Here is a 17,934-nt window from a genome sequence, read left to right as displayed (position 1 = left end):
GCAACTATTTATAATTTCATGATGGTGTTCGGCAGGACGTAAATCGGTACACATCTCCCCGATGCGTAGCCTTTGCACCGGATGCGCCCTTCGATGGGTCAATGGGTTTTTCATCCTGGGAATGCTTGGTGTTTCCATACGGTGCTTGAGTTATTCGCTGGAGTTTCAAAACCGATTTTTTGCGCCGGGATAGATGCGGTGGCACGCAGGTGCCGCCCAGCGTTCAATCTAACTGCGGCAAAAGATTTGTCGAAAAGTTGTGGTGACGGAACCTGGGCCACGCGTACTTTGCCGAACACCGGGTGCGATGCAGCGCTGGAGCGCTGCGTTGCATTCTCTTGGTGTTGACGGATCAGACAATACCTACACGACTGCCGATGCCCGTCCGATCTGAGCGGGTTGCATGATCCTGTAATCTTGAGAGCGGACGGTCGTTTTCCAACAAGCCAGGGATCACAGATGGAAAGCAGTGCTCAATGACCGGCAAGACCAAGTTCAGCGTCGCCATCGTGCTCTTGCTTCTTGCCCTCACCGCAGGGGTCTACCTTTCGGGTCAGTTGATTTTGATGCTGTTGAAGTTGGCTGGGCCGCTCAGCGTCGGCACCTACTGGTCTTACGTGAAAGCGCTCGACCTCCCGCAGTTCGCTCCCTATGCCACCAAGATCAAGCTGGCTGGGGCCCTCGGCTTCGGCGTGCCGCTCCTGGCCTGGTTCGCACTGCTGATTCCGCTGTTCAAGCCAAAGGCCGCCGCCTTGCACGGCGACGCACGTTTTGCCTCCGGCAGTGATCTGGCCAAGAAGGACATGCTCAAACCGTCGCCAACCGGCATTGTGGTTGGCAAGCACGGCGGCAAGCTGGTGCGCTTGCCTGGTCAGCAGTTTGTGATCCTGGCCGCGCCCACGCGTTCCGGTAAGGGCGTGGGCATCGTCATTCCCAATTTGCTCGACTACCAAGGCTCAGTGGTGGTTCTGGACATCAAGCAGGAGAATTTTGATCTGACCTCGGGCTGGCGCAAGAGCCAAGGCCAAGAGGTCTTTTTGTTCAACCCGTTTGCCGAAGACGGGCGCACGCATCGCTGGAATCCGCTGAGCTACATCTCTCCGGATCCGGCGTTTCGCGTGTCGGATCTGATGAGTATCGCGGCGATGCTCTACCCGGATGGCTCCGACGCCCAGAAGTTCTGGGTGAGCCAGGCCCGCAATGCTTTCATGGCGTTTACGCTCTATCTGTTCGATAGCTTGGACGATCAGATCAAGCGCAAGCACCCGAAAGACACCTGGATGTTCCCAACCCTTGGGATGCTCTATCGCGTGTCGTCAGGAGATGGAAGCGACTTGAAGGGCTATCTCAAAAAGCTCTCGCAGCGCGACTTCCTGGGCCGCGACGCCAAGACGGCCTTCGACAACTTGCTCTCGCAAGCCGAAGAGACCTTTGCATCGATCATGGGCACGTTCAAAGAGCCGCTCAACCAGTTCATCAATCCGATCCTGGATGCATCAACCAGCGACAACGACTTCCTGCTGACCGATGTGCGCAAGAAGAAGATGAGTATTTATATTGGCATCCAGCCGAACAAGCTTGCCGAAAGCCGCTTGTTGATCAACTTGCTGTTTAGTCAGCTCATCAACCTCAACACGAAAGAGCTGCCGCAGAACAACCCGGCGCTCAAGCACCAGTGCTTGCTGCTGATGGATGAGTTCACGTCCATCGGCCGGGTCGACATCATTGCAAGCGCGGTGAGCTACATGGCGGGCTACAACATCCGCTTGCTGCCGATCATCCAGAGCATGGCGCAACTCGATGCCACCTATGGCAAGGATGTCTCGCGCACGATCATTACCAACCATGCCTTGCAAATCGTCTACGCCCCACGCGAACAGCAAGACGCCAACGACTACTCGGACATGCTCGGCTACACCACGGTGCGCAAGAAGAACAAGTCGCACACCAGTGGCAAGCAAAGCAGCGTGTCCTACTCCGAGACCGAGCAGCGCCGCGCCTTGATGCTGCCGCAGGAGTTGAAGGCGATGGGCTTTGACAAGGAGGTCTTCCTCTATGAAGGCATCCCAAGCCCGGTGCTCTGCGAGAAGATCAAGTATTACGAAGATGCCTACTTCACCAAGCGCTTGTTGCCGAGGGTGAAGATTGGAGCCTTACAGATGGTCCCCGCATGAGTGATAGCAAACCTTCCAATGTGCCTCAGAACCGATTGAAGGCTGATGTCAGTCACAGTCAACAGCTGCTGCGTGATCTGGCATTAATCAATGCACGCACCGTGCAGCAGTTAGGGCCACTGCAACCGGGCGCGTCCGTAGCAACGCCTAAGCGCAAGCCCAATCTTCCACGTCTAATACACCGCCCCAATCAGGATGCTTTTATGACTCAGACCAACGATTCTTCCCCTGATTCGGTCGGCAAACGACCGCCAGTGCCACAAGGCTTGCGCGAAAGCTTCAAGGATTACCCCGATCACATCACGCGGTTGGAAAGCGCCCTCCAAGAGTCGGTCGATAAGCCATCGCCAATCACTCCGCCATTTGAGTTTGCGATCTGGGCACTAGAAGATTGTTTGGAAATGTTTATAGACGAGGCTCGTGAGCAAGAAAGGGTCGCTGAGGCGAGTGGGGATGCAGATGCAATCGCAAAGGCGAAAGAGAAAACTCTCCTGATGCTGCATAGTCGCTCCCCTGGTGCTTGGAGGGATCGAAGCCTAATGGACTATTTTGGATATCCGAAGGCAGGCAATAACCATGGCTGACTCTACGGATGAGTTGCCAAAGGATATTCATGAAAAAGTGCTTCGAGAACAAATACTAACAAGTAAAACTTTCACAAGCGCGATAACTCATGATCAACCCAAAGCGATAATTTTGGCTGGGCAGCCCGGTGCTGGTAAGGGCGGACTGGTTTGGGGTGCGTTGAATGAGCTAAATGGAGATGCGGTGACGATCGATCCAGACGAGCTTCGTTTGTATCATCCTCGCACCTATGAATTCCAAAGAAATAATCCTTATGAGTGGTCTGGACGGACGCATAGGGATGCCAGCACTTGGGCCGATGAGCTGCGCGTAGCAGCGACTGCGGAAAAAAAGAACCTTATTTTCGACACCACATTAAGCGATGGGAAGTGGGCATCGGAGACATTGATCAAAGGCTTGCAAGAGCAGGGCTATGAGGTCGAGGTGCGTGCTGTCGCTTCTCCCAAGTTGGAAAGTGAGCATGGTGTCGATAGCCGTTTCACTGCAAATACCGACAGGCAAGGCTACGGTCGCCATGTGCCTGAGGGCGCGCGTGATGCAATCTACGGAAAGCTCCCTGTCAGTCTGGATACCATCCATGCAAACAGCAACGTGCCCATCCGTATCTTCAATCGTGAAGGCATCGAGCTTTACGACAGTCGAACCGATGCACGCATGCCCGGTCAAGCGATGGAAGAAGCGCGCAACGCGCGGCTTAAAGATCCCGCTTTCACCGAACGTCTTCGAGAGGCTTGGCAAAAACAGGTCGATTGGCACCATGATCTACCGCAACACGCGCAAGCGATCCCGAAATCCGATCCTGCTGTCCAAGCAAAATTGCTTGAGGAACATGCCAAGTTCCGGGTGAGCGATGTGGTCGCTAGTCGGATGGAAGGCATCGCCACCATCGATGAACTTGTGCGGCCAGGGGCTCCGCCTGCACGCGTGCCTGTGCCCGAGCCGGAGATCCCAGGCTTGCGTCGCGCCGGCATGACAGCAGGGCTTGCGGGTTTAGGTGTTGCCGCCACTGCCTACGATGCGTCGCAAACCGGAGAGCGTGTTGGCACGCTGTTGGCACAAGACAACCTCACCGCTGCACGCTCAGAAGCGTTGCACTTTGCTGCGCGAGGCGCGGGCGGCTGGGCGGGAGGCGCCGCTGCTGCTGCCGTCGTTGGCACAACCGGTGCAGGCCCTGTCGCGTTGGTGGTGGCCGATGGTTATCTGTTCAGTGCCGCTGCCGACAAGGCCGCGACCCTTTGGGACAACCGTCAGATCTATGCGCAGACCGACAAGCAGGGCGTGAGCTGGGAGTTCAACGGCAGCCAGTGGCTTCGCCAAGAAAAAGCCGACCTGCAAGACGATGGCGTGGATACGCCACAGAAGCAGGGCATGTTCGCGCTGCCCGAAAAAGCGCGCGAGCTGAACTATCACGCCAGTGGCGAAGCGACCGAGCAGGCGCTTGGCAAGGTGCAACCCAGTAATCCTTATGTGCAGCCCTCCAGTGAGACAGATGCTGCGCATCTTTACGCACGGGATTGGCGGCATGATCCGGCAAGTGGCCAGTGGTCTCGGATGGTCGCCGACGAAGTCGATCGGAACGATCGGCCCATCTGGACGGTGGATCCAGCAAGCCCTGAGCGCAATGCCGCGTTGGACCAGCAAGCAGCCCAGGTGGTTGACGCCAACATCGCCCGAGGTCCGGCCGCAATTGCAGCAACCTATCAAGCTGCGTATCAGCGCAATGGTTGGGGGGACTTCGGCCCCGTGCCAGCGGCCGTGCAAGCCGCCTTGAACCCGGACTCGTTGCAAGCCTCGGACGGCAAGCAGTATCAGCGCGATACCCAGGGCCAGTGGCGGCATGATGGTGTTGCTGCCGAAGGCAATGTCCCGTTGGAACTCAACGCAACGCGCGAACGCTTGCAACCGGCATTGGAGCAGCACGCGCAAGCGTTGGCACAGATGCCGGCAAGGCAAACGCCAACGCCACAGCAGCAAGACCAGGCCAATACCGAAGCGACCTATGCCGCCTATGGCGTTGCGCCCAATGCCCAGACTGCAGGCGCGATCCAGCTTGCGGTGCAACGGACACGTGAGACAAACGGAATCGATGCCGCGACCAGCTCTTTGGCGTTGGAGCGTGATGCGACCGGGCAATACTCGGTGGACAGCCCCATCCAGCATCTGAGCCGTGACGCCGATGGTGCGGTGCGTGTTGCGGCAACCACCAGCACTGATGAGATCCATCAGGCGCTTGGCGAAGTGCAATCGCTTCGGCAGGAGCAACCGCCTTCTGCCGGTGCACCGGAGCTGCGTATTGACGCGCAGTCGCCCCAAGAGCGCGATGCCTACGAGCAGGCGTTGCGCGAGGCCAATCGGCAGGGTGTTTCCCCGCAAGAAGCGCAACAGGTCGCAAGCTTCGCCGCAACGACGGTCACCGCTCCGCATGTGGATGAAACCCAAGCGCCTCAGGCAGCCATTGATTTGCAGCGAGATCGAGACGTTGCACGCACATCCGACGCGCCTGCCGTTGCGGAGGCGGCAACGCCTGCTCCGGTCGTGATGCCTGCATCCCTCAACGCCCAAACGCGGGAGGAGCCGTCCCAAGTGGCCAAGCCTGCCGAACCGAAGCCCGAACCTGTTCCGCAACGCGAACCACAAGAAACCCGAACACCTGAGGTTGTCGCCGCCCCGACAGCCGGCGCAGTCCAGCCTAAGGCGGAGGCATCGGTTCCAACGGCGGCGAGTGCGTCTGCGCCGAGTGCCGCGCTCGCATCCTCCGCTTCGACCTCTGCCGATCAAGCGCCTACTCAGGCCACTGTGCCGACGCAGCCGCCGGCATCAAGTGAGGTGGAAGGGCTGCGCCTCGGCGACCGGGGACAAGAGGTCGAGTTCTTGCAATATCGCTTGCAGCAGGTTGATGCCCGGGGTCCGAACGGCCAGGCCGTGCCGCAAGACGGGCACTATGGTCCCGTGACCGAACATGCGGTAAGGCAGTTCCAGCAAGATCAAGGTTTACCGGCAACGGGCGTTGCCGGCCCAGAGCTGGATGAAGCGTTGTCCCAGGCACAAAGCGCGCGCCGAGAAGCCTTGAGACCTACAGCGGCGGTATCGGCAAATGGGCCGGTGGAGCAGGGTAGTGACCAGCAAGCTCAAGGAGTGACACCAGAGAACGATGCTCCATCTCCCGTCCCATTGCAGGCAGGGCAGCAAGAGGTTGCGCAAACGACATTGCCGTCAACTCCAACACGAAGCCAAGTGCCTGAACAGATTGTCTTGCCTGAGCGCCAACCCGCAACCTATGCGTCGTCGCCTGGTTTCGGTGGGACAACTGCGCGCTCAAACGCAGGTGAGCAAGAGGAGGATCGGGTCGAGCAAGCGAGGCCCTCCCAAGATGCCGCTCAGCAGACGTTTCCCTTAGATCACCGGGATTACGCGTTGTTCTCCGCCATCCAGGCGCAGCTCCCTAAGGGCACTTCCGATGGGAAGACGGCCGAGGTGCTCCATGCCGTCAAAGAGTCAGGGATCGAACGCGCGGATGAACTCCGCAAAGTCATCATCCAAGATGATGTCGCTTTTGTCTTTGGCAAAACGCCGGGGTTCCACTCGGAAACAGCGCTCAACACGCCATCGCCTGGCATGACCGAGGCCTTGCAGAAGACGGAGGCAATGGATCAGCAACGGGCGCAGGAGATGGTGCAATTCCAGCGCGAGCGAGAAGAAATCGACAAGAACCCAACAGGCCCAGTGATGACGCTTGCCGCCCGCTCTCAGCAGCAGGCGATGTCAGACGCGTCCGGTGGCGATGGAGGCGGGGGCGGTGATGGGGGCGGCTGATTTCAAAAGCTCGTGGCTATGTGTGCGGTAGCTAGCCTGCTACGTATTTGCTGAAAGCCTTGTGGTCGGCAAACCCAGTCTCATTGAAGCAGGAGCGCGATGCCAGCCATGGTGCTTAGCTGTCGCTACTGCCTCGCGGTTGTCGGTTGACGCAATCTTGGCGATGCACTGGGAACATTATCTCGGATGCTTTTTATGCGTCTGCGATGGGCACCCAGCCTGATCTATCTTCCGAAACAAGGTTCTTTTTTGTCATGGACTGAGTCGGTGCGGCAAGCAGTCTCCCTGCGAGCATATAGCTGACCATCACAACATATCAAAGGCTCACATCACCGTTGCCGTGACCTTGAACACCTCCACTGCGCGGATCAGCTCTATGGAGTGGTCTTCCAGTGCACGCGCGGCGGTGCTTGCGGCTTCGACCAGGCGTACGTTCTGCTGGGTGGTTTCGTCCATCTGGGCGATGGTGTGATTGACCTGTTCGATGCCGCCGGCCTGTTCCAGCGAGGCGGCGGAGATCTGGCCCATGATGTCGGTGACGTGCTGCACGCTGGTGACGACTTCGCCCATGGTGGTGCCGGCGGTGTGCACCAGGGCCGAGCCATCGGCCACGCGCTGTACCGAGTCGTCGATCAGGCGTTTGATTTCCTTGGCGGCATCGGATGAGCGGTGCGAGAGCGTGCGCACCTCGGAGGCGACGACGGCAAAGCCTCGGCCTTGTTCGCCAGCGCGTGCGGCTTCGACGGCGGCATTCAACGCCAGAATATTGGTCTGGAAGGCGATGCCGTCGATGACCGAGATGATGTCGGCGATACGCCTGGACGATGCTTCGATGCCGGACATGGTGTCGATCACCTGGCCGACCACGTCGCGTCCTTCCGAGGCGATAGTGGCGGCGCTGCGTGCGAGCTGGTTGGCGCGGCCGGCGTGCTCGGCGTTCTGCTTGACGGTGGAGGTCAACTCTTCCATCGAGGCTGCGGTTTCTTCGAGATTGGCGGCCTGTTGTTCGCTGCGGCGTGCCAACTCCTGATTGCCGCTGGCGATGTCTTCGGCAGCAAATCCGATGCTGTTGGAGGTCGTTTGTATCTGGCTGACGATGTCGGTCAGGCGATGCACGGTGCTGTGGGCATCGTCGCGCATTGCGGCGAACACGCCATGGAAGTTGCCGGACATACGCACGGTCAGGTCGCCGTCGGCGATGGCGCGCAGCAGCTCGGAGAACTTGGCCAGGTTGCTGTCGGCGGTGGCCATCATGGTGTTGAGGTTGTCCACCATCAGGCGGAAATCATGTTCGAACTTTTCGGGTTGACCGCGCAGCGCGAAGTCGCCTGCACATGCGGCCTGGGTCAGCGTGTGGATTTGCGCGTTGATGGCGCGCAGGTTCTGCTTGACCTGTTGCATGGTGGTGGTGATGGCGGCTTTTTCGCCGGGATAGTGTTCGATTTCCGGGGTCAGGTCGCCGACTGCATAGCGTCCCATGACCTCGGTCATGCGCAACTGGGTCTGCACATGCGCGTGCACCAGCGCATTGGTGTCCTGCACCATGTGTGCGTACTCGCCAGGAAATTGCTGCGCGTCGGTGCGATAGCTGATCTGGCCGGCGTCGTGACGCGCCGCCATGGTGCGTTGCGCCGAGATGACATCGCGCAGACGGCGCTGCATCTGCTGCATGGCACGCAGTAGCTGGCCGGATTCGTCCTTGCCTGCCATGGTATCGGCCGTGCCAAGGTCGCCTGCGCTGATGCGCTCGGCCAGTTGCAGCGACAGACGCAAGGGCAGTACGACGCTGCGGGTGAGCAGCAAGGCAATCGTTGCACCCAGCAGCAGTGCGATGACGGTGGAGATCACCATCAGCATGGCAAAGCCACGTGCGGTGGCGACGGCCTGCGTGGCGGCTTGGCGGTTCTTGTGCTCTTGCAGGTCGATGAAGGCGTTGATGCTGGCCAGCCAATCGATGAAGGCAGGGCGTGCTTCCTGCAGCAAGCGTTGTTCGGCGTGCGGCCGGTCCGACGCGTCGCGCAATGCGCGCACCTGTGCGATCAATGGGAGGGTGCGCTGCTCGATGGATTTGATCTGCTGCAGGATTGTTTTTTCCTGCGCGTCGGTGGACGCGGCGATCATGTCGTCGAGCGGCTGGGCGGAGCGGGCATAGTCGGCGGCCAGCTTGTCGATCGATTGCTCTGCTGCGTGGCGGTCGGCCGGCGCGTCCATCAGCACGACATCGCGCAAGGCGATTGCGCGGTCATGCACACTGCCACGGAAGTTGATTGCATAGCGCTGCTTGACGCTGTTGACCTCATTGATGGCGGTCAATTGCCGGTCGATGCTGCGCACGCGCTGGATGCCTACCACGGTGAGGATCACCATCAGCACGATGATCGCGAGAAAGCCGAGGGACAGGCGTTGACCAATGCGCAGATCGGAGAGGGTGTGCATAAGGGGAGATCGGTGATCCGGAGGGTGGGGGAATCCCGGCATGGGGAGAGATGCTGGGCAGGGAGGAGGCCTCCGACAGGGCTGCGTTGCCACCCCAGTCGTGTGTCGCCTCGTTCGTTAGCGACCTCATCCATCGGAACTGTACGCAGCGCGCATCCGGCATTCAGGCGCGGTTGGATCGCGCTGCACCCGCGCATGCGGAGCGATCGAGCGAACAAGGTTGGACGTGCGCAGCAAGATGGCGATCGGGGCTCTGCAGAGCCCCGATGCGGTGGGGTCAGCGACGCAGGCATTGCTTGCGGGAATTGCTGTGGTAGGCGTCGCGTGCATATTTGATATGCGCGTTTTGATGCCCAGCACAGCGGCGCGATGTGTCTGGTCGGCACGCACCCATATGGGGTGCGGCCCTCGCTGGTCCAGCGAGTTGTCGCGAACACCCTGTTTCCGTTGGCTTCGGCACTGAGATATCCATGAAGGATTCACGCCATGTCCCTTAGCGGTGAGCGGGCAAGCGCCCCGCAGCCGGGCGCAGATCGGCGTCTCTCCCATCACGTACGCAGAGCGGCCAAGCACGCCAAAGACAACCAAGACCTTCCGTTCTTGAAGGCGCCGAAGAAAAATCGCGAGTAATGGACGGGTAACGGTGAACTGTGGACTCGAGGGCGCCACGCAGGCGATCTGCACGGCGGACACGCCCGCGGCGGGGCGCGGCTTGCAGTCGAGCGCCGCCGCGCCCTTGGCTAACCCACGTCCTCACACGCGGCGCAGTACCGTGGCGCTATGGCAGCGAGTGGCTGGATGGACGCCGCCTGCCGCGCGTTGGATGATGACGGTGGTGTGGGCGGTCGATCGTGCCTGTTGGCGATACGCCGCGCGGTCTTGGGCTCTTTACAACGGTTTGGCACAGATGCATGGATGGGTGAACAATCATCAGGGCGTAGGCGGTGCGGCGACACGCTTGCGTCGTGCAGGCGATCTGCATGGCGTGACCGTGCGGATGCGCGCGGCATGACCGCTGCATTTCCGCATGGCGACAGCGCGATGGCGCAGGCGGTACGTGCATACGACTGGGCTGGTACGCCGTTGGGGCCGAGCGAGCAGTGGCCGGCACCGTTGCGCAACGCGGTCAGCCTGATGCTCGCCTCGCCAGAGAGCATGTACGTGGTCTGGGGTGAGGCGCTGACGTTTTTCTACAACGATGCGTATGCGCCCATCCTGGGGCCGCGTCGGCCGTATGCACTGGGAGCGCCGCTGCGCGAGCTGTGGGCCGATGCCTGGGAGGCGGTGCGTGCGCCGATCGAGGCGGCGTTTGCCGGGAGCGCCTCGCGCTTCGAAGAAATGCCGATCGCCATGAACCGCTACGGTGTGCCGGAAGACACCTGGTGGACGTTTTCGTTTTCGCCGATCTATCTGGACGATGGCAGTATCGGCGGCGCGTTCTGCGTGACCAACGAGGTGACTGCGCGCAAGCTGGCGCAAACGCGGCTGGCCGACGAGCATGAGCGCTTGATCCGCCTGTTCGAACAGGCGCCGATGTTCATGGCGTTTTTGAGCGGGCCGCAGCATCGCGTCGAGTTCGCCAACCCCTGTTATTCGCGCTTGATCGGACACCGCGACGTGATCGGGCGGCCGCTCGCCGAAGCCTTGCCGGATGCGCTCGAGCAAGGGCATTTGCGCCATCTGGACGAGGTGTATCGCTCCGGGCGCGCGTATACGGCCAATGCGCTGGTGTACGACGTCCAGGCGGTGCCGGGCGGGCCGATCGAGCGACATCTGCTGGACCTGGTGTATCAACCGATTGCCGGCGCCGACGGCACGGTCTCCGGCATCTTCGTCCAAGGCTTGGACATCACCGACCGCATCAGCCTGGAGCGCGCCGTGCGCGAGGCGGAGGTGCGCAATCGGCAGATCCTCGATAGCGTCATGGACTACGCGATCATCGCCACCGACATGCGCGGCCGGGTGACCTCGTGGAACGAAGGTGCGCGCCGCATTCTGGGCTGGACCGAAGCCGAGATGCTCGGGCAATCATTGGAGCGCACGTTCACCCCGGAAGATGTGGCCAATCGCCAGATTCTCATCGAAGCCGCTGCGGCGCTGGAAAGCGGCAGCGGCATGGATGAGCGCTGGCATATGCGCAAATCCGGCGAGCGGTTCTGGGCCAATGGGTCGCTGATGGTGCTGCGCGAAGAAACCGGCGCGGCGATCGGCTTTGTCAAAGTGCTGCGCGATCGCACCGCCGAGCGCCTGGCCAGCGAGGCCTTGGTCAAAAGCGAGCGCAGGCTGGACGCCTTGGTGCGTGCGTCGTCGCAAGCGATCTTTTCCGCCACTGCGAACTGGAGTGCGTTGCGCCTGCATGCCGGCGACGGCTTGCTGGACGACGGTCGTCCGGCCAATGCGCGCTGGCAGCAGGAATGGATTTATCCGGACGATCGTGCGCTGTTGCTGGAAGCCATCGACGCTGCGATCGGCGACAAGGCTGCACTGGAGCTGGAGCTGCGCGTGCTCGACCGGCATCAGCGGGTGCGCTGGACGCTGTTGCGTGCAGTGCCGTTGCTGGATGCGCAGGGCGGGATCGAGGAGTGGTTCGGTACCGCCTCGGACGTCAGCGACAGACGCGCGGCCGAGGAGCAATTGCGCTTGCTGACCGAAACCCTGGAAGAACGCGTGCGCGAGCGGAGCGCGGCGTTGCTGCTGGCCGAAGAAAAGCTGCGCCAGAGTCAAAAGATGGAGGCGGTCGGGCAGCTCACCGGTGGTCTGGCGCACGATTTCAACAACCTGCTGACCTCCATCACGGTGGGGCTGGAGCTGCTGCAGGCACGCGTGGAGCAGGGCAAGTACGACCGGCTGGAACGCTATGTGGAAATGGCGCAGACCAGCGCCGCGCGCGCTACCGCGTTGACGCAGCGCCTGCTGGCATTTTCGCGCCGGCAGACGCTGGCCCCCAGTGCCCTGGAGGTGGACGCCCTGGTGCACGGCATGCGCGAGATCATCTCGCGGACACTGGGGCCATCGATCACCTTGCAGGTGACGCCGGCGCCGCAGCCGTGGAAGGTACTGGTGGACGCGCCGCAGCTGGAAAATGCGTTGCTCAATCTGTGCCTCAATGCGCGTGACGCCATGCCCGATGGCGGCGAACTCACCATCGGCGTGCACAATCGCTCGCTGGAGCCGGCCGCGGCCCAACCGCTGGATCTGCCGCCTGGCGATTACGTCTGCCTGAGCGTGCAGGACACCGGCACCGGCATGACCGAGGAGGTCATGTCCAAGGTATTCGAGCCGTTTTTCACTACCAAACCGATCGGGCAGGGCACCGGTCTGGGCCTATCGATGATCTACGGGTTTACCCGGCAGTCCGGCGGGCATGTGCGCATCGAGTCGGAGGTGGGTGTGGGCACCACCATGGCGCTATATCTGCCGCGGTTCACCGGCACGCAGGCGCAAGACACGGCTGCGGCTACGCCGGAACAGCCGCAACGCGCCGACCTGCGCAGCTGTACGGTGTTGCTGGTGGAGGACGAGCCGGCCATCCGTCTGCTAATTTCCGAAGTGCTCACCGAGGCCGGTTACCGCGTCATCGAAGCGGCCGAAGGTAGCGCCGCCGTGGAGCGTTTGCGCTCGTTGGAGCCGATCGATGTGTTGGTCACCGATGTCGGCCTGACCGGTGGCTTGAACGGGCGCCAGGTTGCCGATGCGGGACGGCAATATCGGCCGACGTTGCCGGTGTTGTTCGTGACCGGCTACGCGGCGACCGCGGCGGTAGGCGCGGGGCAGCTGGACGATGGGATGGAAGTGTTGACCAAGCCGTTCCTGGCGGCCGAGCTGAAGTTGCGCGTGTTGCAGTTGCTGGGGCGGCGCTCGCCATGATGTGGCGGCAGTGGCGCCGCCGCTGGCAGCGGGTCATCTGAGCCAAGCTGCTGACACCCTATCGAGCGGCTGGTGCTGCGCTTGCCATTACCCGCCCGGAGCGATCTGTGGGCTGCTTGAGATCGCCGCGGCTGCGCCCGGTTACAGCGCCGTCTGCACGATGCCCAGCAAGTCGCGCAGTGAAAATGGCTTGGTCAACAAGCGCATGCCAGTATCGAGGAAGTCGGCCCGCTTGGCGCTGACGCCTGCATAGCCGGTCATGAAGATGATCGGCAGTGCGGGATACAACCGCCGTGCATTGTCGGCCAGGTCGCGCCCGTTCATGCCTGGCAGGCAGATATCGGACAGCAGCAGGTCGAACGGGCAGGACGTGGTGAGCTGCTCCATGGCCTGTTCGGCGTCGGCGGACACCACCACCTGGTAACCCTCGTCGCCAAGGATATCCGCGGTCATCGCGCGAATGGCGTCGTCGTCTTCCACCAATAGAATGCGTGCGTTACATGCTGCGTCGTTCACCGCGATCCTCAAGCGATCGCAACAACGCGACCTACTTCATTGTCAAGGCTATGCGCGCGCCCGTGACGAATGTGTCGGAGTTGTCACACCGGGCAGCAGGACGCACGGCATAGTGCCGATCCTGCGAAGCCTCGCAGCCAAAACCGCTACGTCCAGCACGGCGAAAGCTTGCATGCGGGCGGCGTGCGTCAAGCCAGGCAAGCTGATCAGTTCAGTCGCGGGCAGCGGGCGATCGCGGGCGCGTGTTAACTTAACGGCATGGAAAACGTGAAGCCGATGACCGCAAACCGTATCACCACCGGGACGACGGGGCTTGACACCATCCTCCGCGGAGGACTGCCGGCCAACCGGCTGTACCTGCTCGAAGGCCAGCCGGGCTCGGGCAAGACCACGCTGGCACTGCAGTTCCTGCTCGAGGGCGCAGCCAGGGGCGAGAGCTGCCTGTATGTCACCTTGTCAGAAACCATCGACGAGCTCAATGAGGTCGCCGCCTCGCACGAGTGGTCGCTGAAAGCGTTGCACATCTTCGAGCTGGCCTCGGCTGAAGCGTTTCTCGGCGATGGCCGACAGCAATCCATTCTGCATCCCTGGGAAATGGAACTGGATGGCACGATCAAGCTGATCCAGGCAGAGGTCGACCGGGTCAAGCCGACGCGCGTGGTGTTCGATTCGTTATCCGAACTGCGTCTGTTGGCGCAGGATTCGTTGCGCTACCGGCGGCAGGTGCTGGCGCTGAAGCAGTTTTTCGCGCCGCGCAACATCACCGTGTTTCTGGTCGACGACCTCACCGACGAGAACGGTCAGCGCGATGCGCATCTGCACAGTCTGTGCCACGGCGTGATCTCGCTGGAGCGCATGACGCTGGATTTCGGCGCCGCACGCCGGCGCATGCAGGTGCAGAAATTGCGCGGGGTCAATTTCATCGCCGGCTACCACGACATCACCATCGTCACCGGTGGTTTGCGGATCTATCCACGCCTGATCGCGGCCGATCACCACGTCCCGTTTGTCGGCGAAGCGGTGCCCAGCGGAGTGGAGCGTATCGATGCGCTGCTGCACGGCGGCCCCTTGCGCGGCACCAGCACCTTGCTGACCGGGCCTGCCGGCTCGGGCAAGACCAATGTCGCCCTGCAATATGTCAGCGCGGCCTGCGAGCGTGGCGAGCACTGCTGCGTGCTGCAGTTCGACGAGCGCACCGGCACCTTGCTGACACGTGCCGAAAACCTGGGCATGGATCTGCGCAAGCATCTGGCCTCGGGCATGCTGGAGCTGCACCAGATGGACCCGGCGGAGCTGACGCCCGGCGAGTTCGCCTGGGCAGTGCGCGAAAGCGTTGAAGCGCGCAACTGCCGCATCCTGGTGATCGACAGCCTCAACGGCTATCTGTCGTCGATGCCGCAGGAAAAGCAGCTGATGCTGCAGATGCACGAGCTGCTGTCCTACCTCAACCAGAGCGGTGTGACCACGTTCCTGATCAATCCGCAGCATGGTCTGGTGGGAACGATGTCGACCGGCAATCTGAATATCTCCTACATGGCCGATACCGTCATCTTGTTTCGTTTCTTCGAAGCGCAAGGACGGATCCGCAAGGCGCTGTCGGTCATCAAGAACCGCAGCGGTGCGCATGAGGATTCGATTCGCGAGATGCGCATCAGTAGCAGCGGTCTGCATTTGAGCGAGCCGCTGGAAAAGTTCCATGGCGTGCTGACCGGCACCCCGCAGTTCGTTGGAGACGGCACGCCGTTGCTGGATCGTGCGCTTGACCAGCAGTGAAGCGGATGGCTCGATCGTCCACATCATTGCGCCGTTCGGCCGCGATGCAGAGAGCATTGCAGCCATCGTTGGCGAGCGTGGGCTGACGCGCCGGGTCTATGGTGCGTTGTCGGCCTTGGCCGGCGACCTGCTCGACAGTTCCGGCGTGGTGGTGCTGACCGAAGAAGCCGTCGGCGGCGATCTGCAGCAGCTGCAGCAGATCCTGCAGGGCCAGGCGGCGTGGTCGGATATTCCATTCGTGCTGTTGCGCGCGCCGCGCGGCAGCCAGCACGGTCGTCGGGTGAGCCTGCCGGCCGAGATGACCAACGTCATCGAGCTGGAGCGGCCGCTGAGTTCGTCGTCGTTGTTGAGCGCGATTTTCAACGCGCTGCGGTCGCGACAAAAGCAGTTCGTGATCCGCGATCAGATGACCGAGCTGGCCGAGGGCCGTGCCGCATTGGCGCTGAGCGAAGCCGAGCTACGCCGCGTGACCGATGCGTTGCCGGTGTTGATCGCCTTCATCGACAAGCATCTGGTGTATCGCTTCGCCAATCGCTCCTACGAGGACTGGATCGGTATCCCGCCGCAGGACGTGATCGGAAGGCTGCTGGTGGATGTGATGGGGCCTGCGGTCGTGGCCGAGCGGCGCGCCTGGATCGAAGCCGCACTGGCCGGCCAGGCGTTGACCGTGGAAACGAGCTGGCCGCATGCCGATGGGCGCCGCCGCGATGCGGAGATCCGCTACATGCCGCGTCTGGATGCCGACGGCAAGGTGGATGGGTTCCATGTGTTTGCCACCGACATCACCGCACGTGCATTGGCGATGGAATCGATCCAGGAGCAGGCCAACGTGCTGGAGGCCAAGGTGGCCGAGCGCACCGCCGAGCTACAGCAGCAGATGCTGGCACGCGAGTCCAGCGAGGCCGCGCTGCGTCAGGCGCAGAAGATGGAAGCCGTGGGCCAGTTGACCGGCGGCATTGCGCATGACTTCAACAACATGCTGACCGGCATCCTGTCGGCCCTGGATCTGGCGCGCCTGCGTATCGACCAGGGGCGCACCGAGGGACTGGGGCGCTTTCTGGATGTGGCCTCGGCTTCGGCCTTGCGCGCGGCCGCATTGACCCAGCGCCTGCTGGCGTTCTCGCGCAGGCAGTCGTTGCAGGCGCGGCATCTGCAGTTGAACGATCTGGTGCTGTCGTTGCAGGAATTGCTGGCGCGCACGCTGGGCGAGTCGGTGCGCCTGGAAGCGGATCTTTGCGATGCGCTGCCGCAGGCGTATGTCGACGAGAACCAGCTGGAAAGCGCATTGATCAACCTGGCCATCAACGCCCGCGATGCGATGCCGGACGGCGGCCAGTTGCGCATTTCCACCCGGCATCTGCATGTCGACGAACACCGGCTGGAACTTGGCCGCGGCATCACCCTGGCGCCGGGCGACTATGCCGTGGTGTCGGTGGCCGACACCGGCACCGGCATGCCGACCGATGTGCTGGAGCGCGTGTTCGAGCCGTTTTACACCACCAAGCCGATCGGGCAGGGCACCGGCCTGGGCATGTCGATGATCTATGGCTTCATGCAGCAGTCCAATGGACAGGTCTGGGTGGAGTCGCAGGTGGGCATGGGCACCACGGTGAGCCTGTATCTGCCGGCCGGCGCGGAAGCGCAGAGCGTGGCGACCCGGCCCCAGATCGGAGCGGTGGTGGCCGGACAGGGGCAGCAGGTGCTGGTGGTGGAAGACGACGAACAGGTGCGCATGCTGGTGACCGAGCTGCTTGGCGAATTGGGGTATGAGGCTGAGGTGGTCGCCGATGCCGATGCCGCGCTGCCGATCCTGGCATCGCAGCGACGGATCGATCTGCTGGTCACCGACGTCGGCCTGCCCGGACTCAATGGGCGACAGCTGGCCGAGATCGCGCGCCAGTCGCGCCGCGATCTGCCGGTGATCTTCATGACCGGTTATGCGGAAACCGCACGCGACCGCGGCGAATTTCTCGCCGAGGGCATGAGCATGATCGCCAAGCCGTTTACGCTGGGCGAGTTCAGCGGAAAATTGCACGAGGTGTTGGGGCCGTCGTCCTGAGCGAAGCAGGCGCGGCATCTGCCGCAGTGCTGGCTCGACGTGTCTGGGTAGCCGTGTCGACTGCCTTCCTCCTGGCGCGGGTTGTGCAGGCAAACGCGCTCCGGGCTTCGACATGGTCGGCTGCGTCGACGTACCGCCGCTGCGCAACATGACCGCAGGCGATGGACTTGCAGGGCCCAGATCGCCGTCTCGGGTGCGCCTGCAGGTTTTTGCGCCGATGTTTTCAGCGTGCAGCGCGTCCGGATTGCCGCGCGCTGGCCATCGATTCGGCCACGGCAATCTTGTCCGCCACCGCGCGCTGCATCGGCGAGCCGGTTTCCAGCAGTCCATGCAGATGGCGCCAGTGGGTAGTGGCTGCGGCATAGTCATGCTGCTGGAAGTCGCTGATGCCCAGCAGCCATAGCCCGCGCTGATTGTCCGGTTCGCGCGCGATCAGCTGCTGCAGACGCGTCCGCGCGGCAGCATCGATGGCGAAATCGCTGTGCGTTGCCATATCCGCAGCGATCCAGCCGACGATGGCGGCACTGGTGTCGGGCGCGATCTTCAGCGCCTGGGCGTAGGCATCGCGTGCCTCGGCGGAGCGGTTGTTCTGCTCATGCGTTTTGGCCTGTTGCATCCACGAGGTGAGCGCCGCCAGTTGCGCCTGTTCGGCAGCATTGGGTGGCGGTGCTGCGTCGTCGGCAGCAGCGGTCGTTGCGGCGGGTGCGGGGG

At 62.1% G+C, this 17,934-nt stretch carries 9 protein-coding genes; 6 read left to right on the top strand and 3 right to left on the bottom strand.

Features of this window, described 5'->3' with window-relative positions:
- Positions 1 to 476 precede the first annotated feature (476 nt).
- Genes Y887_RS14935 through Y887_RS19270 form a run of 3 tightly spaced genes read left to right on the top strand, consistent with a single transcriptional unit; the run spans position 477 to position 6,572 of the window.
- Positions 477 to 2,174: a type IV secretory system conjugative DNA transfer family protein gene (locus tag Y887_RS14935; RefSeq protein WP_046965095.1), complete on the top strand. Its 1,698-nt coding sequence runs from the start codon at positions 477 to 479 to the stop codon at positions 2,172 to 2,174.
- The gene (locus Y887_RS21370; protein WP_245879358.1) at positions 2,171 to 2,758 is read left to right on the top strand and encodes a hypothetical protein; all 588 of its coding nucleotides are present in this window, start codon (positions 2,171 to 2,173) and stop codon (positions 2,756 to 2,758) included. The genes Y887_RS14935 and Y887_RS21370 overlap by 4 nt, the downstream gene beginning before the upstream one ends.
- Positions 2,751 to 6,572 carry a zeta toxin family protein gene (locus Y887_RS19270; RefSeq protein WP_104611376.1) on the top strand — a complete coding sequence of 1,274 codons (3,822 nt, stop codon included), beginning with the start codon at positions 2,751 to 2,753 and terminating at the stop codon, positions 6,570 to 6,572. The genes Y887_RS21370 and Y887_RS19270 overlap by 8 nt, the downstream gene beginning before the upstream one ends.
- A 324-nt stretch (positions 6,573 to 6,896) precedes the next feature.
- Here the strand turns inward: Y887_RS19270 and Y887_RS14910 are convergent, their stop codons facing one another.
- Entirely contained in the window at positions 6,897 to 9,008 is a 2,112-nt protein-coding gene (locus Y887_RS14910; protein WP_046965093.1) for a methyl-accepting chemotaxis protein, read from the bottom strand.
- A 1,008-nt stretch (positions 9,009 to 10,016) separates the two neighbouring features.
- Between Y887_RS14910 and Y887_RS14905 the strand changes: the two genes are divergently transcribed.
- Positions 10,017 to 12,875, top strand: coding sequence for a hybrid sensor histidine kinase/response regulator (locus Y887_RS14905; RefSeq protein ID WP_046965092.1), 2,859 nt, complete (start codon positions 10,017 to 10,019; stop codon positions 12,873 to 12,875).
- 141 nt (positions 12,876 to 13,016) lie between these two features.
- On the opposite strand, the gene Y887_RS14900 is transcribed toward Y887_RS14905, so the two are convergent.
- Positions 13,017 to 13,391: a response regulator gene (locus tag Y887_RS14900; protein ID WP_046965091.1), complete on the bottom strand. Its 375-nt coding sequence runs from the start codon at positions 13,389 to 13,391 to the stop codon at positions 13,017 to 13,019.
- Positions 13,392 to 13,649: 258 nt separating this feature from the next.
- Here Y887_RS14900 and Y887_RS14895 point away from each other — a divergent pair, with 258 nt between their 5' ends.
- Both Y887_RS14895 and Y887_RS14890 read left to right on the top strand, forming a co-directional pair.
- A complete protein-coding gene (locus Y887_RS14895; RefSeq protein ID WP_046965090.1) occupies positions 13,650 to 15,164 on the top strand; it encodes an ATPase domain-containing protein in 1,515 nt (504 codons plus the stop codon).
- Positions 15,151 to 17,223 carry a PAS domain-containing hybrid sensor histidine kinase/response regulator family protein gene (locus Y887_RS14890; RefSeq protein ID WP_046965104.1) on the top strand — a complete coding sequence of 691 codons (2,073 nt, stop codon included), beginning with the start codon at positions 15,151 to 15,153 and terminating at the stop codon, positions 17,221 to 17,223. The genes Y887_RS14895 and Y887_RS14890 overlap by 14 nt, the downstream gene beginning before the upstream one ends.
- 223 nt (positions 17,224 to 17,446) lie before the next feature.
- Here the strand turns inward: Y887_RS14890 and Y887_RS14885 are convergent.
- Positions 17,447 to 17,934 (bottom strand): tetratricopeptide repeat protein (locus Y887_RS14885; RefSeq protein WP_046965089.1); only part of this gene is annotated, 488 nt, incomplete at its 5' end.

The sequence above is a fragment of the Xanthomonas pisi DSM 18956 genome (genome assembly GCF_001010415.1).
Taxonomy (GTDB): Bacteria; Pseudomonadota; Gammaproteobacteria; order Xanthomonadales; family Xanthomonadaceae; genus Xanthomonas; species Xanthomonas pisi.
This window is presented reverse-complemented; position numbering and strand designations above follow the sequence as displayed.

What these genes read in the sequence shown, in the direction of transcription:
- Y887_RS14935 (WP_046965095.1), top strand. Translation starts at nt 477, where the DNA reads ATGACCGGCAAGACCAAGTTCAGCGTCGCCATCGTGCTCTTGCTTCTT.
- Y887_RS21370 (WP_245879358.1), top strand. Translation starts at nt 2,171, where the DNA reads ATGAGTGATAGCAAACCTTCCAATGTGCCTCAGAACCGATTGAAGGCT.
- Y887_RS19270 (WP_104611376.1), top strand. Translation starts at nt 2,751, where the DNA reads ATGGCTGACTCTACGGATGAGTTGCCAAAGGATATTCATGAAAAAGTG.
- Y887_RS14910 (WP_046965093.1), bottom strand. Translation starts at nt 9,008, where the DNA reads ATGCACACCCTCTCCGATCTGCGCATTGGTCAACGCCTGTCCCTCGGC.
- Y887_RS14905 (WP_046965092.1), top strand. Translation starts at nt 10,017, where the DNA reads ATGACCGCTGCATTTCCGCATGGCGACAGCGCGATGGCGCAGGCGGTA.
- Y887_RS14895 (WP_046965090.1), top strand. Translation starts at nt 13,650, where the DNA reads ATGGAAAACGTGAAGCCGATGACCGCAAACCGTATCACCACCGGGACG.